The organism is Actinomadura darangshiensis (genome assembly GCF_004349235.1).
Taxonomy (GTDB): Bacteria; Actinomycetota; Actinomycetes; order Streptosporangiales; family Streptosporangiaceae; genus Spirillospora; species Spirillospora darangshiensis.
On the sequence record NZ_SMKY01000023.1, the window covers coordinates 36424 to 57661 of the forward strand.

The following is a 21238-nucleotide window of genomic DNA, read 5'->3' on the forward strand; positions in this document are numbered from 1 at the left end:
GCGCGTCAACCGCCGTAGGTCTCGAACTCGGCGATCCTCGGCGTGCCGGACGAAGCGGTGATGGTGAAGGTGATCTTCTTCAGCGAGGTCGGCGGTACGGCGATGACGCCCGCCCCGCTGCCGGAGGCCAGGACGGCGCCGGTGTCGTGGTTCAGCACCTGCCACGACCCGATGGCGCCCGCGGCACCCGCCGCCTCCCGGATGTTGATCTGCGAGACGGCGGTGGCGGTGCCCCACTTGATCGAGATGGAGCCGGTCGAGCCGGACGGCGACCAGTAGGTGCTCATGTCACCGTCCAGGACGTTGCCGTAGCTCGTGCCACTGGCTTTACCGGAGCCGTCGGCGCCCGCAGCGAGGCTGAGGTTGGTCCCGCTGGGCTCGGTGGGCGTGGGGTCGGTGGGTGTCGGGTCGGTCGGGGTCGGGGTCGGTGACTGCGCCGTGCAGTTGCCGTCCGATACCCGCAGGCCCTTGCCCGCACCCGCCGTCTGGCTGACGACGTCCGGCACGCAGCCGGCGTCGTCGAGGTCGTAGGAGTAAGGGATGCTGACGCTGGTGTTGGACTGCGGGTCCGGGCCGGCGGGGTGGTTCTCCTCGCCCTCGCTCGTCCAGGTCACGTTGTCGTAGATGTTGCCGCTGACCTGCCAGTACCCGAGCTCGTCGGTGTAGAAGGTGCCGAGGACGTCCTTGGAGTCCTCGAAGTAGTTGTTCTCCACCTTCACGTGCGCCCCGACCCGGGAATTGATGCCCGACTTCACCAGACCCACGAAGTGGTTGTCGTAGGTGTGGACGGTGCCGCCGCGCAGCAGCGGCGTACGGGAGTCGATGTTCTGGTACAGGTTGTGATGGAAGGTGACGAAGCCGTTGGACGTGTCGCTCTCGCTCGATCCGATGAGGCCGCCGCGTCCGGAGTTGCGCAGGATGCTGTAGGACAGGGTCACGTACTGGGTGTTGTCCTTCATGTCGAAGAGCCCGTCGTACCCTTCGTCCTCTCCGCCCGACGCCTCCAGGGTGGCGTGGTCGACCCAGACGTTGCGGACGTCGCTCTCCATCCCGATGGCGTCACCGCCGTTGGACGTGGGCGAGCCCGACTTCTTGACGTTCTTGACGGTCACGTTCTGGATGATGATGTTGCTGGACTCGCGGATGTGGATGCCCAGCTGGTCGAACACCGCCCCGCCGCCGACCCCGATGATCGTGACGTTGCTGATCTGCTTGAGCTCGATCTTGTCGTCGGCGGTGTTGCAGCTGTCGCCCGACACCTTGCTGGTGTTGCCGTGGTTGATGGTCCCCTCGACCTCGATGGTGATCGGGGTGCTGCTGCTGGCCCGGTTGCACAGGGCCGTGTGGATCGCGGTCCCGGTCGTGGCCCGGACGGTCTGGCCGCCCGCGCCGCCCGTGGTCCCGCCGTTCTGGGTCGCGTAGCCGGTGGCGCCACCGGCCGCCGCCGACACCTCGGGCATCGCCAGGACCGCACCGGCCGTGGCCGCGAGGGACGTCGCCGCCACCGCCGCCCAGAGTCGCCGTACGTTCGTTCGTCTCATGCTCGCTTCTCCTTCGGTGTTCGTCGGCGGCTACGGAGTCGGCGTCCTGCCGCCGAAGGTGACGACGAGCTGGCCGCTCGACGTGAAGGACCAGCCCAGGGAGCCGGAGTAGGACCCGCAGCGGGAGCCGTTCGAGCCGGTCCAGAACTGGTTGGAGCTGTCGGCATTGCCGACGGTCTTGTCGTTCGAGCCGTCGACGTCGAACCGGCACGAGGTGTTGCTCCGGAACGTCGAGCTGCCTTCGTCGAAGGAGAAGTTGCGCTCGGCGTTGTCGATGCTGGCGTTGCCGGAGATCGTCATCGAGCCGGGGTTGCTGTTGTAGGTGAATCCGTGGTGGCCGTTTCCGAAGGCGATGTTGTTCCGGACGACGTGGTTGACCCCGATGTCTTCGCCGCCCAGCTTGAAGCCGTTGCGGTCGCCGCTTCCGGCCTGGCCGCCGTTGCTGAGGGTGCCGTTCTCGTAGGCGAGGGAGTTCTCGATGGTCACCGCGCCGATGGGGCCGGTGTCGTCCTTGGTGTAGAGGTCCCAGCCGTCGTCGATGTTGTTGTGGGAGACGTCGTAGCGGAAGACGTTCCCGGGGCCGGAGGTGAGCTTCGCGGCGAAGCCGTCGGCGTCCTCGCCGTCGGAGTCGGCGTTGTCGTGCGACTCCGCGCTCAGCACGAGGTTGTTGGACGGCCATTCGTCGTCCGGAGTACTCGATGCGATGCGCGAGATCTGCAGCCCGGTGTCGCGGTTGAAGCGCGTGACCGTGCGCTCGATGATGTTGTTGCTGCCGCCGACGAAGATGCCGTTGTCGCCGGCGTGCTCCACGACGAGCCCGTAGACGTGCCAGTACGACGCGTTCACGGCGAGCCCGCGGTTCGCCGAGTCCTCGCTCATGGACGAGAAGTTCAGCACCGGCGTCTCACCCGGGTAGGCGGACAGTTCCGTGCGGGCGCCGGAGGTGCCGTCGTTGCCCGGCGGAATGGTGACCGTCTGCGAGAGGCCGTAGGTGCCGCCGCGCATGTAGATCGTCCCGCCGGAGGCGACGCGGTCGATCGCCGAGGTGAGCGTCGTCGGGTCCGACTCCGTCCCGGACGCGCCGTCGCCGCCGCTCGGGGAGACGTACAGCGTGTCCGCGTCGTCCGGTGGCGTGGTGTCGCCGCCGTCCGTGTCGACCTCGATGTAGTCGATGTTGGGCAGGCCGTTGGCGCTGGTCGCGGTGAGCCGGACGGTGTTGGAGCCCGAGTTCACCGGAAGCGTGATCGTCTCGGTCGTCCACGCGTCCCACGAGGCGGTGGCCCCGAACGACGCCGACGGGCCGGACGCGCCGTTGACCGTGACGTTCGCGGGCCGTGCGCCGGTGGTGCCGTTCGAGTAGCGGACGCGCAGCGTCGCCGTGCCGGCGGCCGAGGCGGTCACGCCGAACTGCGCGTAGGCGCCGGACGCGTTCTCGCTGTTGCAGAAACCACCGCCGGAGTAGCCGGTGTGGTCGGAGTCGATGGTCCCGTCGCACACCGCCGGGGAGCTCTCGGCCTCGTAGCGGGTGGTGGCGGCTTGCGCGGTGTGCGCTGAGAGTGCGACGAGCGCGCCGGCCACCAAGGTGCCGCACGCGATGACGGGTCTGAGGTGCATCGCTAATCTCCAAGTCGTTCAGACTGTCTTCGACCGTTCTGAGAAAGCGCTTTCTCTGGAAAAAGCTAGGCGCCCGCAAACAAGGCGTCAACAGGCTTGCATTCTTTTCATGAATATTCATGGCCGACATTTTTCGGGCAGCATTCATCGCGCCCCCGCGAGCGAGGCGCCCACTTCCCCGATATTTATGCGATCAGTTCGCCGGCTTCGGATTCCTCGCCGCGGAAGCGGAGACGGTATCGGCCAGCCAATCGAATGCGGCTTCCTGCATGGGCCGGTCGAAGCAGTGCGGAGCGTTGAAAAATGATCCGGTATAGGTGGCGGGTGATTTCCGGTACGCCTCGGTGATCTGGAGATGGGCGCGGCGCATGCCCTGGGCGGGGAAGAGCGGATCCGCCGCCGCGTAGAGCACCAGCAGCGGGGAGGGAGCGCGGGCGGCGACGACGCCGGGCCAGTCGGCCAGGCGCGTCAGTCCGGGCGGGAACAGCATCCAGGAATGGGCGGCCACATGCTCGGCACGGAGATCCTGGAAGGAGGAGACCATCGCGGCCACGGCCACCGCGCTGACCGCGGGGTCGAGGACGCCCAGCAGGGCGGCCCGTGCCCCGCCGCCCGACAGGCCGATCGTGCTGACCGACTCGATGTCGGCCCGGGAACGCAGGTACGCCGCGGCCGCCAGGTCCTCGGACGCGATGACGCCCGCGAACGAGGTGCCGAGGAGTGTGCAGGTCTTCTCCAGGACGTGTTCGTGCTCGCGGGCCGCACGGTCGTAGCGGTCGGCCTCGCTCGCGTCCGGGTCGGGGGCGAGGGGCAGCGGGAAGCGGCGGCTCCCCCAGGCGAACACGTCGTGGGCGAGCACGGCGAAGCCCCGGCGGGCCAGCTCGCAGGCATAGGCGCGGCCGGCGTACAGCTCGGCGCGCAGCCGGACGACCTCGGGCGCGGGCCGCTCCGGCCCGTCGGCGATCTTGTCCTTGCCCGCCCGCTTCATGCCCGCGTGGCAATGCATCGCGACGACGCCGGGCAGCGGGCCCGCGACGCCGGCCGGGCGGAGCAGGAAGGCGCGGGTGCGGGGGCCGTAGCCCACCGTCCACGACAGTTCCTCCCCCGCCAGGCCGGCGGCGGTCCAGCGACGCTCGATCCTGACGTCGCCGGCACTCAGCTCCAGGACGCCCAGCACGTCCCGCAGCCGTCCGGGGAGATCCGGGCCCGACGGGGGGAAGAGGCCGCGGCTGCGCCCCGCGACCTCCGCCAGGCCGGCGAACTCCCCGGGCATCATCAGCCGGTCTGCCGGGTGCCGCCGCCCGTGAGGGCGACGGGGGCGCCGGTCGACGCGGACAGGTCGGCCGACACGCCGATCATCACGCTCGCGACACCCGCGCGGTGCCCGGCCTGGCGGCCGAGCGGGTCGTCCGATGGGCCGCGGAACACGTCGTCCAGCAGCAGCGCGTCGCCGCCGCCGTGCGCGCCCGCACCCTGCTCGATCGCGACCTCCTCCGGCAGCTGCCAGTGCCGGTGCAGGACGATCCGCTCGGACGCGCCCGCCGCGTGCTCCTTCCCGGACGCGGTCGGGTCGATCGCCGCGTGCGGGGGCGTCCACGCCCGCTCGACGACGTCCAGCTCCAGCCGCCCGGCGGTGCCGTTGAAGACGGCCCGGTATCCCTCGGCGGGCGCGTGCGCGTTGAGCGAGTAGGTGAGCAGCGCGCCGCGCTCGTACCGGACGAGGACCGACATGTTGTCGTCGATCGTGACGCCCTCGCCGAAGACGTCCTGGTCGCGGAGGTAGCCGTCCTCGTGCTCGGCGTCCAGGTAGAGGCGCTTCAGCCGGGGATCGGCGGACAGGTCCAGCAGGAACGGGTCGGTGCCGAGGCCAGGCGCGTTCCGGGCCCGTTCGGGCCGGTCGGCGAGCCCCCGTTCGCGGGCGTTACCGGCGCCGTAGAAGCGCAGGGACGTCTGCGCGTAGACGGACGCGGCGGCGTCGGCGATCCACCAGTTGACCAGGTCGAAGTGGTGGGTGGCCTTGTGGACCAGCAGGCCGCCGGAGTTCGCCTTGTCGCGGTGCCAGCGGCGGAAGTAGTCGGCGCCGTGGATGGTGTCGAGCGCCCACTCGAAGTGCACGGAGGTGACGTCGCCGATCGCGCCGTCCGCGATCAGCTCGCGGACGGCGCTGTTGCGCGGCGAGTAGCGGTAGTTGAAGGTGACGATGAGCCTGCCGGTGCTCCGCCCGGCCGCGGCCATGATGGCCGCGCAGTCCGCGGCGGTGGTGCACAGCGGCTTCTCGACGACGACGTCCTTGCCGGCGTCGAGGGCCTCGACCACGTAGCGGGCGTGGGTGGCGTCGACGGTGGCGACCACGACCGCGTCGGCGAGTCCGAGCATCTTGCCGAACTCGGCGGGCTCGAAGCACGGCACGGGGCGGCCGATGCGGTCGGTGTAGTAGCCGAGGCGGGTCCGGTTCGGGTCGCAGAGCGCGACGATCTCGCCGGTGTCGCTCCACTCGCCGAGTAGCGCGTCGACGTACATCTGCGCGCGGTGGCCGAGGCCGACGAAGGCGTATCGCATGGTGCGGGGACTCCAGAGAGGGGTGGGCGCCGTGCGGCCCGGCCGTCCGAGAGCGGACCGCACGGCGGGTCATGGATGGTGCCCTTACTGGGACAGGGAGTTGTTGGCCTCGGTGATGAAGGTCTTGGCCGCCGCGTCCGGCGTCGCCTTGCCGAACAGCACCGAGTCGGTGGCGCGCTTGAGGATGTCCTCCATCTCCGTCGCGCCCTTCGGCGGGACGACGACCGGGCTGAGCTCGCCCTTGATGGAGTCCATGAAGGCCAGCACCTTCTGGTCGGCCGGGGACAGCTTGCCCTTGATCGCGGTGACGACCTTGGCGTTGGTGGGCAGGCCGCGGTCGCTGAGCAGGATGGCGCCCGCGTCCGGGTCGTTGACCAGGAAGTCGACGAACTTCTGGGCGGCGGCGGTCTTCTCGGTCCGCGCCGAGATCGTGTAGTACATGGCCGGCTGGAGGAACATGCCGGAGGCGGTGGCGCCCGGCGACTTCGGCATGCGCAGCAGGTCCAGCTCCTCACCGGAGCCCTTGGTCAGCGCGTCGAGCTGGTTGCTCCACCAGCTCCCGAAAGCGCTTTCCTTGGTGACGAGCAGCGCCTGGTCGGGCTTGGTGCCGGTCTCCAGCATCTTGGCGGCGCTCGGCCCCGCCTTCGTGTCGATGATCTTCTGCAGCAGCGTCCACCAGTCCTTGACGGTCTGCTCGGAGACGCCCACCTTGCCGTCCTTGTAGAACGGCTCGCCCTTCTGCCCGGCGAAGATCTGCAGGAACGCCGGGTTCTCGTTGTACTCGGTGCCCCAGGTCTTGCCGCCGTTCTTCGCGGTGATCTTCTGGGCGAGCGAGATGTAGTCGTCCCACGTCCAGGTCTTGTCGTCGGGGACCTTCTGGCCGGCCTTCTCCACGGCCTTCTTGTTGACGATCATCGGGAAGGCGTTGACGCCGGTGGGGATCGCGTACTGCTTCCCGTCGACCTGGCCGGCCTTGAGGACGCTCTGGTCGAGGTCGGTGGTGGTGACCTTGCCGTTCAGGTCGGCGATGGTGCCCCGGCTCGAGTACTCCGCCAGGGCGCGGATCTCGATGGACATGACGTCCGGGGCGTCCCCGGCAGCGGTCTTGGTGGCGAGCTTCTCGTAGTAGCTGTCGAAGTCGGAGAAGTCGCCCTCGACCTTGATCGACGGGTTCTTCTCCTCGAACTTGGCGATGGCGGCCTCGGTCAGCTTCTGCCGGGAGTCGCTGCCCCAGTAGGAGAAGACGATCTTGTTCTTGTCGCCGGAACCGCCGCCGTCGCCGCTTCCGCAGGCGGTGGCCGACACCGCGACCAGCATGGCGGCGGTCGCCGCCAGGATGCGCTTCATTTCGTTGAACCTCCGGGGAACGGGGGGAGAAGAGGGCTACTTGAGGCCGGTGGTCGCCATTCCTCGGACGAGGTACTTCTGGCCGGCCAGGAAGAATCCGAAGATCGGACCGAGCGAGACGATCGACATCGCGAACATCGGCCCCCACGAGGAGTCGCCGCTGGAATCCAGGAACTGGCGCAGCGCGACCGGGGCCGTGAGCTTGTCGGAGTTGGTCAGGTAGAGGTTCTGGGTGAAGAAGTCGTTCCACGTCCAGATGAACGTGAAGATCGCCGTGGTCGCCAGCGCGGGGACGCAGAGCGGCATCACGACCTGGAGGAACGTGCGCAGGTGCCCGGCGCCGTCGATCGCCGCCGCCTCGTCCAGCTCCCGGGGCAGGGTGCGGATGAACTGCACCATGAGGAAGATGAAGAACGCGTCGGTGGCGAGGAACTTGGGCAGCACGATCGGCCAGATCGTGTTGATCCAGTCGATCTTGTTGAACGCGATGTACTGCGGGACGACCGTGACGTGGTGCGGCAGCATGATCGACACCAGCATGATCGCGAACCACAGCTTCTTGAGCGGGAACTCCAGCCGGGCGAACGCGTAGGCCGCGAGCGAGCAGGCGAACAGGTTGCCGACGACGGCCAGGCAGGTGAGGACCGCCGAGTTCCACAGGTAGTAGCCGAACGAGTGCTTGAGCGCGTGCCAGCCGCCGGTGTAGTTCCCGGCGGTGACATCGGACGGGACGAGGCCGGGCTCCCGGAAGATCAGTTCCTCGGGCTTGACCGAGCTGGAGATCATCCAGAACAGCGGGTAGAGCATGAACAGCCCGAACACAATCAGCAGCGCGTGCTTGGTCAGTCGCGAGGCGGGCCGGAACAGCACCGGCACGCGCCTGTTCGTCGTCTTGGTCGTCATCGCCTTAGTTGTCGTCGCCATAGAAGACCCAGAATCGAGACATGAGGAAGTTGACGGCGGTCAGAGCCCCGATGATGAGCAGGAGCACCCACGCCATCGCGGCCGCGTATCCCATCTCGTAGTTCTTGAAGCCCTTGATGTAGAGGTAGAGCGTGTAGAAGAGCGTCGAGTCGACCGGCCCGCCGTTGCCGCCGCTGACGACGAACGACTGCGTGAACGACTGGAACGACTTGATGACCTCCAGCACGGCGTTGAAGAAGATGATCGGGGTGAGCAGCGGCAGCGTGATCGAGCGGAACTGCCGGAGCGTGCCGGCGCCGTCGACCCGCGCCGCCTCGTAGAGGTTCCGCGGGATCTGCCGCAGCCCGGCGAGGAAGATGACCATCGGGGCGCCGAACGTCCAGACGTGCAGGACGATCAGCGTCCACAGCGCGGTGTCGGGACTGGTGACCCAGCCCTGCCCCTCGTAGCCGAACCAGCCGAGGAAGGTGTTGACGATCCCGTCCGTCCCGAAGATCTTCTTCCACAGGATCGAGATCGCCACGCTCCCGCCGAGCAGCGAGGGCAGGTAGAAGACCGACCGGTAGAACGGCAGCCCGCGCAGCCCCTTGTCCAGCGCCAGCGCCAGCCCGAGGGCGAAGGCGAGCTGGAGCGGGACGGAGACCACGACGTAGGTGGTCGTGACCTTGAGCGAGTTGATGTACCGGTCGTCGGCCGTGAACATCTTGTCGTAGTTGTCCAGGCCGACCCAGTGCGCGGGGGCCAGCAGGCTGTAGTCGGTGAACGACAGGTACAGCGAGGCGATCATCGGCCCGAGCGTGATGGCGAACAGGCCGATGAACCAGGGGGCCAGGAACAGGTAGCCGGCCCATGCCTGCGAGCGGGCGCGGGAGCTCTTGCGGCGGCGTCGGCGGCGTCCGCCCGTCTGCACGGGGGGCGTGTCCGGAGGCTCGGCCGTCTCCGTCGCCGTGTCGGCCGCAGCGGGCCTCAGCGTCATCACTGGCCTCTCGGTGAGGTGGTTGAGATAGCGCTTTCTTATAGCGAATCCGGAGATGACGTCAACCCTTTGCAGTGAGATTCCTCACGGGCCGGACCTGGACGAATTCGCATAACTCAAGCTCAGCGGCATCTTCGGCAACGCAGCGTCGCAAGAGAATGACCGAGGCTGAAGCTTGTTACTACAACCGATTGCAGTCGCGGGCACGACTGAAGCGGTAGGTGGTGACCGAGGCGTGCTCCTCGCCCGGCCGCAGCACCGCGGACGGGAATCCCGGCTGGTTCGGCGCGTCGGGGAAGCGCTGGGTCTCCAGGCACAGGCCCGCGAACGGGCCGTACGGCGTGGCGACGCCGTCCAGCATGTGGCCGGTGTAGAACTGGACGCCCGGCTCGGTGGTCGTGACCTCCATCGAGCGCCCGCCGGCCGGGTCGGTGACCGTCACCCGGCCCCGCAGCACGTAGCAGTGGTCGTAGCGGCCGCCGCGCCGCGCGTCCACCCGGGCGGGGGCGGTGAAGTCGAACGGCGTCCCGGCCACCGGGGCCAGCTCGCCCGTGGGGATCTTCCCCTCGTCCACCGGCAGGTAGCGGTCGGCGTCCATCGCCACCACGTGCCCGCGGACGTCGCCCGATCCCGCCAGGTTGAAGTAGGAGTGGTTGGTCAGGTTGACCACCGTCGGGGCGTCGGTCGTGGCGCGGTACTCAAGGCGCAGCGCGTCGCCGTCCAGGACGTACCGGACGCGGGCGTGCAGCTCGCCGGGGTAGCCCTCCTCGCCGTCCGGGCTCACCAGGCTCAGGGTGACCTCGGCCGGGCCCGCCGACTCGGCCCGCCACACCCGCTTGTCGAAGCCGCGGACGCCGCCGTGCAGGCTGTGCCCGTCGTTGTTGGCCGCGAGCCGGTGCTCCCGGCCGTCGAGGGTGAACCTGCCGCGGGCGATGCGGTTGCCGTACCGGCCGACGACCGCGCCGAAGTACCGGCTGCGGCACAGGTAGTCGTCGAGCGTGTCCAGGCCGAGGACGACGTCGGTGCCGTCCGCCACCTGGAGCCGCTGCAGGACGGCGCCGTAGGTGAGGACGGCGGCGCGCATCCGCCCGTTGTCCAGCACATGCCGTTCGACCTTCTCGCCGTCGGGCGTGACGCCGAAGGCGGCGGTGTCGTGTCTCATGGGAGTCCCTTCGGGGGGGCGGTGGACTCGCGGACCACCAGGTGGGTTTCCAGGACGGTGGCGGCGCTCATCGACTTGATGAGCAGGTCGACGGCCATGCGGCCGGCGTCGGCGGTGGGCATGGCGACCGTCGTGAGCTTGGGCCGGTGCAGACGTCCGGTGACGCTGTCGTCGATGCCGATCACGCTGACGTCGTCGGGAACCCGGACGCCCAGCTCCTCCAGGCCCTCGATGAGGCCGATCGCGACGAGGTCGTTGTAGGCCAGCACGCCGGTCACGCCGGCCGCGGCCACCTGGCCGGCGGCGCCGACGCCGCCCTCCTCGGTGGGCGCGTTGGGGCCGATCACGTGGGTTTCGAGGCCGGGCGTGTTCGTGACGGCCTGGCGCATCTCGCCGCTCGTCCAGGAGCCGGACGGGCCGGACACGAGGGCGACCCGCCGGTGGCCGAGCCCGGCGAGGTGCCCCATCGCGGTGCGGGCGCCGTGGGCGACGTCCATGACGACCGTCGGGACGCCGCGCAGCCGCCGGTTGACCAGCACGAACGGGATCGACTCGGCCAGCTTCTCCAGCGCCTTGTTCGACAGCCGGGGGCTGCACAGCACGATGCCGTCCACCTGCTTGGAGAAGGCGAGGACGAGGTCCTGCTCCTCCACCGGGTCCTCGTCGGTGTCGGCGACGAACAGGTGGTAGTCCTGGCCGCGGGCGGCGGCCTGGGCGGCCTTGATCAGCGGGGGGAAGAACGGGTTCGCGAGATCGGCGACGATCAGCCCGAGGTTGCCGGTCCGGCCCGTGGTGAGCGACCGGGCCGCCCGGTTCGGCCGGTAGCCGAGCTCCTCGGCTGTCGCGAGCACCCGGGTCCGGGTCTCGGCGTTCACCATGTGCGGCGCGGAGAACGTCCGCGACACCGTCGACACATGGACGCCGCACGCGTGCGCGACATCCCGGATAGTCACTGCCATGGAACCGACTCTAACGCAACCGGTTGCACGTTCGACAAGATCACGGAGACCGTTTGCGCTGGTCGTGCAACGTTCACTTGACGGGCGAGCACGTCTGGGCCGATTGTTTACTGCAACTGTTTGCAGCCCGAAGGAGTCCCAGCGGTGAGCCCTGAAGGAGTCCCGGCGACGAGCAGGGTGCTCGTCACCGGAAGCGCGGGCCGGATGGGCCGGAGCGTCGTCACCACGCTGGCGGCGGCCGGGCACGAGGTGATCGGCGTCGACAGCGCCCCGGGCACGCCCCGGGCGGCCGCCGCCACCCTACCGGCCGATCTCACCGACCTCGGCGAGGCCCATTCGGTGCTCACCCGCTTCCGGCCGGACGCCGTCGTGCACCTCGCCGCCATCGCCGTCCCCTTCGGGCGGACCGACGCGACGACGTTCCGGGTCAACACCCAGCTCGCCTTCAACATGTGCGCGGCCTCGGTGGCACTGGAAGTACCGAAACTGGTCGTCGCGAGCAGCCCGACGGTGATGGGCTACGGCGCGCCCGGCGGCTGGGTCCCCGACTACCTGCCACTGGACGAGGAGCACCCGACCCGGCCCTGGAACGTCTACAGCCTGTCCAAGCTGGTCGCCGAGCAGACCATGGGGTCGTACGCCCGATCGGGCACCGGCACCCGGATGGCCGCGTTCCGCCCCTGCTTCGTCGTCGCGCCCGAGGAGTGGGAGGGCGCGCCGACCCAGTCGGGGCACACCCTCCGCGAGCGGCTCGACGAGCCCGCGATCGGCAGCGTCTCGCTGTTCAACTACCTCGACGCGCGCGACGCCGGCGCGTTCGTCGACGCCCTCCTCACCGGGCTGCCGCGGCTGGAGCGCAACGGCGAGGTGTTCTTCGCCGGCGCCGGCGACGCGCTGGCCCGCGAGCCGCTCGCCGAGCTGCTGCCCCGCTTCCTCCCCGAGACCAAGGAGCCGGCCGAGGTGCTCACCGGCACCGCCGCGGCCTTCTCCGCCGCCAAGGCCGAGCGGCTGCTCGGCTGGACCGCACAGCGCAGCTGGCGCACCGAACTCGCCTGAAGGAGCCGGGATGATCAAGGACCTGTCGGTCGTGCTCCGGCCGGTGCCGCTGGCCCGGCCGTGGGGCGCGGACCGGCCGTTCAACCACGTCCTGCTCGTCACGCTCACGCTCGACGACGGACGCACGGGCACGGGGTTCTCCTGGACGCCCCAGATCGGCGCGCACGCGATCAAAGCGCTGCTGGAGCATGACATCCGCAACGCGGTGATCGGGCTCCCGGCGCACTCCGGCCTCGTGTGGGACACGCTGTCGAAGCTCCTCGGCGAGGCGGGGCGGTCGGGGATCGTCCCGATCGCGATGGCCGGGGTCGACCTCGCGCTGTGGGACCTGGAGTGCGGCGGGCGTTCGCTGGTGGACGTCCTCGGTGCGCGGCGCGACAGCGTCCCGGTGTACGGCAGCGGCATCAACCGGCACTACTCGCTGGAGGAGCTGACCGCCCAGGCCGGACGCTGGGCGGCCGCCGGGCATCCCGCCGTCAAGATCAAGGTGGGGCGGCCGTCGCTCGCCGAGGACGTCGAGCGGGTCGCCGCGGTGCGGGAGGTCATCGGCCCGGACACGGCACTGATGATCGACGCCAACCAGCTGTGGGACCTCCAGCGGGCCAGGACCGCGATGCGGGCGCTGGAGCGGTTCGACCTGTTCTGGATCGAGGAGCCGCTGCCCGCCGACGACGTCGCCGCCCATGTGGAGCTGCGCCGCGCCATCGGCACGCCGGTCGCGGTCGGCGAGAACGTCGCGACGGCGCACGGCTTCCGCGATCTGCTGACCGCCGGCGCCTGCGACGTCGTCCAGCCGAACGTGGTCCGGGTCGGCGGGATCACCCCGTTCCTGCGCATCGCCGACCTCGCCCGGCTCTTCGACGTGCCGGTCTACCCGCACCTGCTCACCGAGCTGTCGGGGCAGCTCGCCCTGGCCCTGCACCATCCGGTGATGGTCGAGCACCCGGAGGACGCCACGCTCACCGACCTCGGACTGCTCGCCGATCCGCCACCGGTGGAGATCACCTCTGCCGGGCTGCGGGCGACGGGCGCGCCGACGAGGTGGGCGCTGTGAAGCCGGTCCGGGTGGTCGTCGCCGGAGTCCACGGTTTCGGGCGCCACCATCTGGAGAACGTCCGGCGGCTGGCCGCCACGGGCCGGGCGGAGCTGGCCGGGGCGTGCGACGTCCGTCCGCCGTCCGGGCTCGGCGTGCCCGTCTCGGCGGACCTTCCGTCGCTCATCGAGGCGACGGGGGCGGAGGTGGCGGTGATCGCCACCCCGATCCACACCCATGCCCCGCTGGCGGTGGCCGCGCTCCAGGCGGGCGCGCACGTGCTGCTGGAGAAGCCGCCCGCGCCGTCGATCGAGGAGTTCGCGGCGATCTCCGCGGCGGTGGCCGATACCGGACTGGCGTGCCAGGTCGGCTTCCAGTCGCTCGGCTCCGCGGCGATCGCCGCCGCCGCGGACGTGCTCGGCGAACCGGTCCGCGGCATCGGCGTGGCCGGGGCGTGGACCCGGCCGCTCGGCTACTACACGCGCTCGGCGTGGGCCGGCCACCGGCGGCTGGACGGCGTCGACGTCATGGACGGCGCCCTCACCAACCCCTTCGCCCACGCGGTGGCGTCCGCCCTGGCCGTGGCCGGCGCGGACACGGTGGACTCGATCGACGGGATCGAGCTGGAGCTGCACCGCGCCAACGCGATCGAGTCCGACGACACCTCCAGCGCCCGGCTGCGCCTCGCCGACGGGACGCTCGTCGCGATCGCCGTGTCGCTCTGCAACGACCGGCGCACCGAGCCCTACCTGCACCTGCACGGCGAGAACCGGTCGGCCCGGCTCTTCTACACCCTCGACGAGATCGAGATCGACGGCGTCAGGACCGGCTACGGCTGGACCGACCTGCTCGGCAACCTCCTCGCGCACGTGCGCGAGGGCACGGACCTTCTGGTGCCGCTAGCCCGCACCGGCGGTTTCACCCGGCTGCTCGACGCGATCCGGCTGGCTCCCGAACCGCGGCCGATCGGGGCCGGTGCCGTCCGGAGGGAGCCGTCGCGGCTGGTGCTGCCGGGCATCGAGGGCCTGGTCGTGCGGGCGGCCGACGAGCTGAAGACCCTCTCCGAACTGGGCTTCCCCGGCACCCTGAAACCGCCCCCGGCACCGTGGCCGGAGACGCTGCTGAGGGCCGGCGGACACGAGGTGGCCGCCTATGTCCAGCGCGGGGATCTACAGGCCACCGACGCTCCACGCCCCCACCTGCACCCCGTCCGGACGCTCGGCGGGACGGTCGTCACCGAGGTGCAGCCGGACGACCACGTCCACCACTTCGGGGCGAGCGTCGCGATCTCCGACGTCGACGGCGTCAACTTCTGGGGCGGCTCCACCTACGTCCGCGACGAGGGCCCGAAGATGCTCCGCAACCACGGCCGGCAGCGGCGGCGCACCCTCCGTCCCATCGACGGCGGCTATGCGGAGGCCCTCGACTGGGTCGGCCCGGACGGCACCGTCCTGGCCTCCGAGGAGCGGACCCTGATCGCGCGAACCGTGCCCGGCGCATGGGCGCTCGACTTCGCGTTCACGCTGACCGGCCGCACCGGGCGGCCGCTCGTCCTGCAGAGTTCCGCGTGCAAGGGCCGTGTCGGCGCGGGTTACGGCGGCTTCTTCTGGCGCGCCCCCAAGGACGCCACCGGCCTGGACGTGTTCACGGGCGAAGCGTCCGGCGAAGAGGCGGTGCACGGCAGCGTCACCCCCTGGCTGGCGCTCACCTCGGACGCCTGGAGCCTCGTGTTCGTCCAGACCGCCGGACTCGACCCGTGGTTCGTGCGCGTCACCGAGTACCCCGGCGTCGGCCCCGCACTGGCGTGGGACAGGCCGCTGACCGTCCCCGACCGCCTGAACCGCGCGATCACGGTGGTGGTCGCCGACACTCGCCTGACCCCGGAACAGGCCGGCAACCTCACCGCCGGTTGATCGGCCGCTCATGGCCGGAACGCCGCGCCGTCCGCCTGGAGGGCAATAGCATGAGCCGACCGATCGAAGAGGTGAGTGGATGTACCCGGTTTCTCATGGCGGTGCCGAGCCCGTTCTCCTGCAGATCGGCGACATCTCCCTGACGAACACGCACGTCATTCTCCCGTACGGGCGATATCCGCTGCACGGCTCCACCTGGACCGTTCAAGACTCCACCCAGGTCACCGAGGGCATTCCGGTGGTGGCCATCGTCCTGACGGTGATCTTCGTCTGGTTCTGCCTGCTGGGCCTGCTCTTCCTCCTGATGAAGGAACGCAAGTACCTCGGTTTCGTGGCCGTTTCCGTGACCGGCCCCGGTTTCCACCATTCCGCCCAATTCCCGCCAGGCCCGCAGACGAGCGCCTGGGCGAACCACGCGGTATCCCAGGCCCGCGGCATCACCGCCACCGCACCCCCCACGATCTGACGACCACGCCGCTCGCCGGGGCGGTGCGGGTCAGCGCAGGTGGGGGCCCAGGAGCATCTCGCAGGAGACGCGGATGTCGATGTCGGCTTCGGCCGCGGACGTCCGCTCGTTGAGGCAGGTCAGCAAGACTCCGTACCAGCAGGACTCGACCAGCCGGACGAGGCGCCGCTGCTCCGGCGTCGGGGAGTCGAAGCCGGCGACGGCGAGGAGCATCTCGCCGAACTGGCGGTCCGGCGCCCAGAGGTCGCGCGAGGTGGCCTGGGCGATGTGGTCCGCCTGGAGGACGGCGCGGGCCAGCCGAGGGTTCCGCATCATCTGCTCACGGGCCCGCACCAGGATCTGCACCACGGCGTCCAAGGGCGGCTCCGACGTGGAGCGCAGCCGGGACGCCTCCTCCGCCAGCCGCTCGATCTGCTGCTGCTTGACCGCGCTGAACAGGTGGGTCTTCGAGGGGAAGTAGCGGTAGAGGGTGGCGATCGCGACGCCGGCCCCGTTGGCCACGTCCTGCATCTGGACCCGTTCGAGGTCGTGCTCGGAGCCGAGCCTTCGCGCGACGCGGAGGATGCGCGCGTAGCGGTCCTTCTGGTGCGGCGAGCTGGGCTCCGCCGGCGGCCTGGCTCCGGCGATTCGCGGCAAGAGCGTCTCCTCCACTCGGTACTGCGTCGATTCTGCCGTGCGCGCGTACCGGCGGTCAGCCCCAGTCGCCCTCCTGGCCGATCGCGACGAGCCTGGCGAGCGTCTCGGCCGACCAGGTCTCCGCGGGCGCGGGGGCCGGGCGGCGCCGCTCCAGTTCCGGGACGAGGTCCAGCGAGATCGTCCGGGCCGCGGCGGCCACGAGCCGGGCGACGCGCTCCAGCCGGAAGTCGGCGCCGCCGACGAGCGAGACGGCTCCGAGCGGTCCGTCCGGGCCGCGCACGGCCGCGGCGACGCAGGCGATGCCGGGGCAGTACTCGCCGCGCTCGAAGGCGAGCCCGCCGCGCATGCGGATCCGGTGCAGTTCCTGGTGCAGCGTGGCGAGGTCGCCGATCGTGTGCCGGGTCAGCCTGTTCAGCGGGTCGCCGAGCCTGGCGTCGACGTCCTCGGCGGGCAGCAGGGCCAGCATCGCCTTGCCGAGCGCGGTGGAGTGCGCCGGGGCGCCGCCGCCGACGCGGGACGGCACCGCGACCGCGGACCGGCCGCCGGCCTTGTCGAGGTAGCGGATCAGGGCACCGTCCAGGACGGCGAGATGCACGACCATCCCGGTCGTGAGCTGCAGTTCGTGCAGCAGCGGGGCGGCGGCCGCGCGCAGGTCGTCGTGGCTCTGCCCGCGGCGGCCGATCTCCAGGGCGCGGCGGCCGAGCGCGTAGCCGAGCGGCGAGTGCTCCAGCCAGGCCAGCCGGACCAGCTGTTCGAGGATGCGGTGCGTGGTGGAGCGCGGGAGGCGGGTCGAGCGGACCACGTCTTCGAGGGGCAGCCGCGCCGCCGGGCCGCGGAACGAGTCCAGGACGAGCGTCATCCGCCCGACCATCGAGAGCGGTACCTCGCGGGCGGGTCCTTCGGGGTGCTCGGCCGTGGCGGCTGATCCCATCGCGGCCACCTCCCAAAACTGAAGTGAATTCTGGTTTCTGCTTCAGAAGGTAGCGCGCCAAGACTTATTGGCTGAGTGTCAACAGGTTTGGTCCGTGATGATCTGCCAGGGATCCGCGCGGCCGGAAGCGGTCTCCGGAGCCCTATTGGCGGAGCGCCAATAATGTTCTAAGGTCGGGACACCGACGGCGAGGCCCGGGAGGAGACAGGCATCGGCGGCCACTGGGCGGCCCCGCCGGATCGCTACCGCCGCGGACTCCCCCACATCTTCGACGACGAGCAGCCCCGCCCGTAGACGCCGGCACCGGCCGCATGCGCGCCAACCTGTGCGGCCGGTGCCGGTTTCGCCCGGTGCCGGTTTCGCGCCCTCAGCCCTGCCTGGGCGCCCACTCCGTACCGCGTCCGCGCGCCTCCTCGAACACCAGCCACGTGCGGGTGCCGCGGACGCCCGGAATGCCCTGGATGCGTTCCAGCACCACGTCCCTGAGCGCCGCGTTGTCGGGCGCCCTGACCAGGACCAGCAGGTCGTAGTCGCCGCCGACCATCGCGAAGTGCTCGACATGGGGAATGTCGCGGAGCCCGGCCGACACGGCGCGCCAGGCGTTCTGCTCGATGGTGACCGACACGTAGGCACTGGTGCCGAGGCCCGCCTTGTTCGTGTCCAGCTCCGCCGTGAACCCGGTGATCACCCCGTCGTCCATCAGCCGGGTGAGCCGGGCGTAGGCGTTGGCCCGGGAGATGTGGACCCGCTCGGCCAGCGCCCGCACCGGCAGTCGGCCGTCCCGCAGCAGCTCGGCGATGATCGCGCGGTCCACCCCGTCCAGCCGCCCGGCAGAATGTCCGGTCCATCCCCCCGTGGGGCCCCCTTCTGAAGACATCTGGTCCCCCCACGGCCCACTCCGGAGCCATTTGTCGCCTGTTCTGCCCGGTCCATTGAACACATGGTCGCATCGGGCGGACGCTTCCCTTATCAAGCGTCCAGAGAACGTGGAGGGCGCGATGTCAACGCGGACATCCCACCCGGCGGTCGACGGCCTGCTCCCCTCGGCCGTCCCGGTGCGCTTCGTCGCCGAGGACGGCACGGCGGCCGAACCGCCTCCCGGCTACCCGGCGCCTGAGGGCGAGCGCCTGGTCGAGGCGTACCGGCGCATGGTCCTCGGCCGCCGCTTCGACCGCCAGGCGACCGCGCTCACCAAGCAGGGCCGGCTCGCCGTCTACCCGTCCAGCCGCGGCCAGGAGGCCTGCCAGATCGCCGGGGTGCTGGCGCTCCGGCCGGACGACTGGCTGTTCCCGACCTACCGGGACACGGTCGCGCTGGTCGCCCGCGGCGTCGACCCCGCCGAGGCGCTCACCCTGCTGCAGGGCGGCTGGCACTGCGGCTACGACCCGGCGGCCGTCCGCGTCGCGCCCCAGTGCACGCCGCTCGCCACGCAGACCGTCCACGCGGTGGGCATGGCCGACGCCCTGCGCCGCAAGGGCGAGGACGCCGCCGTGATGGCGTTCGTCGGCGACGGCGGGACCAGCGAGGGCGACTTCCACGAGGCGCTCAACTACGCCGCCGTCCTCCGCGCGCCCGTCGTGTTCTTCGTGCAGAACAACAAGTACGCGATCTCCGTGCCGCTGGCGAAGCAGACCGCCGCCCCCGCGCTCGCCTACAAGGGCATCGGCTACGGCATCCGCTCCGAGCAGGTGGACGGCAACGACCTCGTCGCGGTGCTGTCCGTCCTGACCACCGCCATGGAGCACGCGCGCTCCGGCGAGGGGCCGTTCCTGGTGGAGGCGCACACCTACCGGATGGACGCCCACACCAACGCCGACGACGCGTCCCGGTACCGGGAGTCCGCCGAGGTCGAGCAGTGGGAGTCGGCCGACCCCGTCGCCCGGCTGGAGACCTACCTGCGCGACCGCGGCCTGCTCGGCACCGAAGACGTCACCGCAGCGCAGAAGGCCGCCGAAGAGTTCGCCGCCCGCGTCCGCGAGGCGATGAACGCCGACCCGGAGGCGGACCCGTTCGAGCTGTTCGAGCACGTCTTCGCCGAGCCCACCGGCCAGCTGCGCGAGCAGCGGGCGCAGCTGGAGTCCGAGCTGACCGCCCCGGAGGACTGACATGACCACGATGACGATGGCGCAGGCCCTGAACACCGCGCTGCGGCACGCGCTCGGCGGCGACGAGCGGGTGCTGGTCTTCGGCGAGGACGTCGGCCCCCTCGGTGGGGTCTTCCGCATCACCGACGGGCTGACCGCCGAGTTCGGCGAGGACCGGTGCTTCGACACGCCGCTCGCCGAAGCGGGGATCGTGGGCCTCGCCGTGGGCATGGCCATGGGCGGCTTCCGCCCGGTGGTGGAGATGCAGTTCGACGCCTTCGCCTACCCGGCGTTCGAGCAGATCGCCTCGCACGTGGCCAAGATGCGCAACCGCACCCGCGGCCGGATGCCGCTGCCGATGGTGATCCGCGTCCCGTACGCGGGCGGCATCGGCGGTGTCGAGCACCACTGCGACTCCAGCGAGGCGTACTACGCCCACACGCCGGGCCTGAAAGTCGTCACCCCCGCGACCCCGGACGACGCGTACTGGCTGCTCCGCGACGCCGTCGCCGACCCCGACCCCGTGGTCTTCATGGAGCCCAAGCGCCTGTACTGGGCCAAGGACACGGTCGGAATCACGGCCCGGCAGGCCGCCGGATTCGGGCGGGCGGCCGTACGGCGGACGGGCACCGACGCGACGCTGGTCGCCTACGGCCCCTCCGTCCCGGTGGCGCTCCAGGCGGCCGAAGCCGCCGCCCAGGAGGGCCGCGACCTCGAAGTGGTGGACCTGCGCACGATCGTCCCGTTCGACGACGAAACCGTCGTCTCCTCGGTGCGCAAGACGGGCCGCTGCGTGGTGATCCAGGAGGCGCAGGGCTTCGCGGGCGTCGGCGCGGAGATCGCGGCACGCGTCCAGGAACGGTGCTTCCACTCGCTCGCCGCACCCGTGCTGCGCGTCACCGGCTTCGACATCCCCTACCCGCCGCCGAAGCTGGAGCACTCGCACCTGCCGGACGTGGACCGTGTCCTGGACGCGGTCGACCGGCTCCAGTTCGACGACGAGCCCGACGTCCGCCACCTTAACCGGGCCGCGTCATGACGCGGCTGTTCCGGCTGCCCGACCTCGGCGAGGGCCTGACCGAGGCCGAGGTCATCGAGTGGAAGGTCGCCGCCGGCGACACCGTCGAGGTCGACCAGATCGTGGTGGAGGTCGAGACCGCCAAGGCGGCCGTGGAGGTCCCGGTCCCGTTCGCCGGAACCGTCCTGAACCTGCACGCTGAGGCGGGCACCGTCCTCGGTGTCGGCGAGCCGCTCATCGAGGTCGACCCCGTGGACGCCGCCGCGGCCCGCTACCGCGAAGAGGAAAAGGCAGGCTCCGGCAACGTCCTGATCGGCTACGGCACCGGCCACGCGTCCAACTCCCGCAGGCGCCGCAGCGGGAAGCCGCCCGCCCCAAAGCCCGCGGTGGCCCCACGCGTGATCTCCCCACTCGTCCGCCGAATAGCCCACGACAACGGCCTGGACCTCACCACCATCGCCCCGACCGGCCCCCACGGCGTGATCCTCCGCCGCGACGTAGAACAGGCCATCGTCCACCCGGCAGAAGCGCCCGCAACAGAGGTGCCCACCACGGAGGGCGAGCGAATCCCGCTGCGCGGAATGCGCCGGGCGGTCGCCGACAAGCTGAGCCGCAGCCGCACCGAGATCCCCGACGCCACCACCTGGGTGGACGCCGACGCCACCGACCTGCTGGCGCTGAAGGACGCGATGCGCCAGGCCGACCTGGAGATCGGCCTCCTCGCGCTACTGGCCCGCATCTGCGTCTCCGGCCTGCGGCGCTTCCCTGAACTGAACTCCTCGGTCGACACCGCCCGCGCCGAGATCGTCCGCTACGACCACATCAACCTGGGCTTCGCCGCCCAAACAGACCGCGGCCTGGTCGTACCGGTCGTCCGCGACGCCCACCAGATGACGACCGCCGAACTCGCCGCCGAACTGACCCGCCTCACCACCGAGGCCCGCGCAGGCACCCTCCCGCCCAACGCCCTGACCGGCGGCACCTTCACCCTCAACAACTACGGCGTCTTCGGCGTGGAC

The 21238-nt window shown here is 70.7% G+C and carries 19 protein-coding genes; 7 read left to right on the forward strand and 12 right to left on the reverse strand.

Annotated features, from left to right (window positions below; translation table 11 throughout):
• Nucleotides 1-5 precede the first annotated feature (5 nt).
• The 9 genes from E1293_RS07830 to E1293_RS07870 all read right to left on the reverse strand — a co-directional run bounded on the left by E1293_RS07830 (nucleotide 6) and on the right by E1293_RS07870 (nucleotide 11082).
• The gene (locus tag E1293_RS07830) at nucleotides 6-1541 is read right to left on the reverse strand and encodes a pectate lyase family protein (protein WP_132195374.1); all 1536 of its coding nucleotides are present in this window, start codon (nucleotides 1539-1541) and stop codon (nucleotides 6-8) included.
• Between the two features lie 30 nt (nucleotides 1542-1571).
• Nucleotides 1572-3155, reverse strand: coding sequence for a carbohydrate-binding protein (locus E1293_RS07835; RefSeq protein WP_132195376.1), 1584 nt, complete (start codon nucleotides 3153-3155; stop codon nucleotides 1572-1574).
• A gap of 193 nt (nucleotides 3156-3348) precedes the next feature.
• Nucleotides 3349-4431 (reverse strand): dienelactone hydrolase family protein, encoded by a 1083-nt coding sequence (locus tag E1293_RS07840; protein WP_132195378.1) that lies wholly within the window; start codon nucleotides 4429-4431, stop codon nucleotides 3349-3351.
• Nucleotides 4431-5714, reverse strand: a complete 1284-nt coding sequence (locus E1293_RS07845; RefSeq protein ID WP_132195380.1) for a Gfo/Idh/MocA family protein — start codon at nucleotides 5712-5714, stop codon at nucleotides 4431-4433. Before E1293_RS07845 ends, E1293_RS07840 begins: the two co-directional genes overlap by 1 nt.
• 84 nt (nucleotides 5715-5798) lie before the next feature.
• Nucleotides 5799-7061 carry an ABC transporter substrate-binding protein gene (locus tag E1293_RS07850; protein ID WP_132195382.1) on the reverse strand — a complete coding sequence of 421 codons (1263 nt, stop codon included), beginning with the start codon at nucleotides 7059-7061 and terminating at the stop codon, nucleotides 5799-5801.
• Nucleotides 7062-7097: 36 nt separating this feature from the next.
• Nucleotides 7098-7964: a carbohydrate ABC transporter permease gene (locus E1293_RS07855; RefSeq protein ID WP_132195384.1), complete on the reverse strand. Its 867-nt coding sequence runs from the start codon at nucleotides 7962-7964 to the stop codon at nucleotides 7098-7100.
• A gap of 4 nt (nucleotides 7965-7968) precedes the next feature.
• Nucleotides 7969-8961 (reverse strand): carbohydrate ABC transporter permease, encoded by a 993-nt coding sequence (locus E1293_RS07860; protein WP_132195386.1) that lies wholly within the window; start codon nucleotides 8959-8961, stop codon nucleotides 7969-7971.
• A 181-nt stretch (nucleotides 8962-9142) separates the two neighbouring features.
• Nucleotides 9143-10123, reverse strand: coding sequence for an aldose epimerase family protein (locus tag E1293_RS07865; protein ID WP_132195388.1), 981 nt, complete (start codon nucleotides 10121-10123; stop codon nucleotides 9143-9145).
• A complete protein-coding gene (locus E1293_RS07870) occupies nucleotides 10120-11082 on the reverse strand; it encodes a LacI family DNA-binding transcriptional regulator (protein WP_132195390.1) in 963 nt (320 codons plus the stop codon). Before E1293_RS07870 ends, E1293_RS07865 begins: the two co-directional genes overlap by 4 nt.
• Before the next feature lie 144 nt (nucleotides 11083-11226).
• On the opposite strand from E1293_RS07870, the gene E1293_RS07875 reads away from it, so the two are divergent.
• From E1293_RS07875 to E1293_RS07890, 4 genes are all read left to right on the forward strand, one after another.
• Complete coding sequence (locus E1293_RS07875; protein WP_243716085.1) at nucleotides 11227-12138, forward strand: NAD-dependent epimerase/dehydratase family protein; 912 nt, start codon at nucleotides 11227-11229, stop codon at nucleotides 12136-12138.
• 10 nt (nucleotides 12139-12148) lie between these two features.
• Complete coding sequence (locus E1293_RS07880; RefSeq protein WP_132195392.1) at nucleotides 12149-13192, forward strand: mandelate racemase/muconate lactonizing enzyme family protein; 1044 nt, start codon at nucleotides 12149-12151, stop codon at nucleotides 13190-13192.
• A complete protein-coding gene (locus E1293_RS07885) occupies nucleotides 13189-15084 on the forward strand; it encodes a DUF6807 family protein (RefSeq protein ID WP_132195394.1) in 1896 nt (631 codons plus the stop codon). The genes E1293_RS07880 and E1293_RS07885 overlap by 4 nt, the downstream gene beginning before the upstream one ends.
• A 79-nt stretch (nucleotides 15085-15163) precedes the next feature.
• Nucleotides 15164-15550 carry a hypothetical protein gene (locus tag E1293_RS07890; protein WP_132195396.1) on the forward strand — a complete coding sequence of 129 codons (387 nt, stop codon included), beginning with the start codon at nucleotides 15164-15166 and terminating at the stop codon, nucleotides 15548-15550.
• 30 nt (nucleotides 15551-15580) lie between these two features.
• Here E1293_RS07890 and E1293_RS07895 read toward each other — a convergent pair whose 3' ends face one another.
• The 3 genes from E1293_RS07895 to E1293_RS07905 form a co-directional block, all read right to left on the reverse strand.
• On the reverse strand, nucleotides 15581-16186 hold the full coding sequence (locus tag E1293_RS07895; RefSeq protein WP_132195398.1) for a TetR/AcrR family transcriptional regulator: 606 nt from the start codon (nucleotides 16184-16186) through the stop codon (nucleotides 15581-15583).
• A 55-nt stretch (nucleotides 16187-16241) separates the two neighbouring features.
• Nucleotides 16242-17117 (reverse strand): IclR family transcriptional regulator, encoded by an 876-nt coding sequence (locus tag E1293_RS07900; RefSeq protein ID WP_207938725.1) that lies wholly within the window; start codon nucleotides 17115-17117, stop codon nucleotides 16242-16244.
• 367 nt (nucleotides 17118-17484) lie between these two features.
• Entirely contained in the window at nucleotides 17485-17931 is a 447-nt protein-coding gene (locus E1293_RS07905; RefSeq protein ID WP_424923609.1) for an Lrp/AsnC family transcriptional regulator, read from the reverse strand.
• Between the two features lie 184 nt (nucleotides 17932-18115).
• Here E1293_RS07905 and pdhA point away from each other — a divergent pair, with 184 nt between their 5' ends.
• The 3 genes from pdhA to E1293_RS07920 all read left to right on the forward strand — a co-directional run.
• Nucleotides 18116-19222, forward strand: a complete 1107-nt coding sequence (pdhA, locus tag E1293_RS07910; protein ID WP_132195402.1) for a pyruvate dehydrogenase (acetyl-transferring) E1 component subunit alpha — start codon at nucleotides 18116-18118, stop codon at nucleotides 19220-19222.
• Between the two features lies 1 nt (nucleotide 19223).
• On the forward strand, nucleotides 19224-20240 hold the full coding sequence (locus E1293_RS07915; protein ID WP_132195404.1) for an alpha-ketoacid dehydrogenase subunit beta: 1017 nt from the start codon (nucleotides 19224-19226) through the stop codon (nucleotides 20238-20240).
• The coding region (locus tag E1293_RS07920; protein WP_132195406.1) for a dihydrolipoamide acetyltransferase family protein at nucleotides 20237-21238 on the forward strand (1002 nt) is incomplete at its 3' end. The genes E1293_RS07915 and E1293_RS07920, both read left to right, overlap by 4 nt.

What these genes read in the sequence shown, in the direction of transcription:
- E1293_RS07830 (WP_132195374.1), bottom strand. Translation starts at nt 1,541, where the DNA reads ATGAGACGAACGAACGTACGGCGACTCTGGGCGGCGGTGGCGGCGACG.
- E1293_RS07835 (WP_132195376.1), bottom strand. Translation starts at nt 3,155, where the DNA reads ATGCACCTCAGACCCGTCATCGCGTGCGGCACCTTGGTGGCCGGCGCG.
- E1293_RS07840 (WP_132195378.1), bottom strand. Translation starts at nt 4,431, where the DNA reads ATGATGCCCGGGGAGTTCGCCGGCCTGGCGGAGGTCGCGGGGCGCAGC.
- E1293_RS07845 (WP_132195380.1), bottom strand. Translation starts at nt 5,714, where the DNA reads ATGCGATACGCCTTCGTCGGCCTCGGCCACCGCGCGCAGATGTACGTC.
- E1293_RS07850 (WP_132195382.1), bottom strand. Translation starts at nt 7,061, where the DNA reads ATGAAGCGCATCCTGGCGGCGACCGCCGCCATGCTGGTCGCGGTGTCG.
- E1293_RS07855 (WP_132195384.1), bottom strand. Translation starts at nt 7,964, where the DNA reads ATGACGACCAAGACGACGAACAGGCGCGTGCCGGTGCTGTTCCGGCCC.
- E1293_RS07860 (WP_132195386.1), bottom strand. Translation starts at nt 8,961, where the DNA reads ATGACGCTGAGGCCCGCTGCGGCCGACACGGCGACGGAGACGGCCGAG.
- E1293_RS07865 (WP_132195388.1), bottom strand. Translation starts at nt 10,123, where the DNA reads ATGAGACACGACACCGCCGCCTTCGGCGTCACGCCCGACGGCGAGAAG.
- E1293_RS07870 (WP_132195390.1), bottom strand. Translation starts at nt 11,082, where the DNA reads ATGGCAGTGACTATCCGGGATGTCGCGCACGCGTGCGGCGTCCATGTG.
- E1293_RS07880 (WP_132195392.1), top strand. Translation starts at nt 12,149, where the DNA reads ATGATCAAGGACCTGTCGGTCGTGCTCCGGCCGGTGCCGCTGGCCCGG.
- E1293_RS07890 (WP_132195396.1), top strand. Translation starts at nt 15,164, where the DNA reads ATGTACCCGGTTTCTCATGGCGGTGCCGAGCCCGTTCTCCTGCAGATC.
- E1293_RS07900 (WP_207938725.1), bottom strand. Translation starts at nt 17,117, where the DNA reads ATGGGATCAGCCGCCACGGCCGAGCACCCCGAAGGACCCGCCCGCGAG.
- pdhA (WP_132195402.1), top strand. Translation starts at nt 18,116, where the DNA reads ATGTCAACGCGGACATCCCACCCGGCGGTCGACGGCCTGCTCCCCTCG.
- E1293_RS07915 (WP_132195404.1), top strand. Translation starts at nt 19,224, where the DNA reads ATGACCACGATGACGATGGCGCAGGCCCTGAACACCGCGCTGCGGCAC.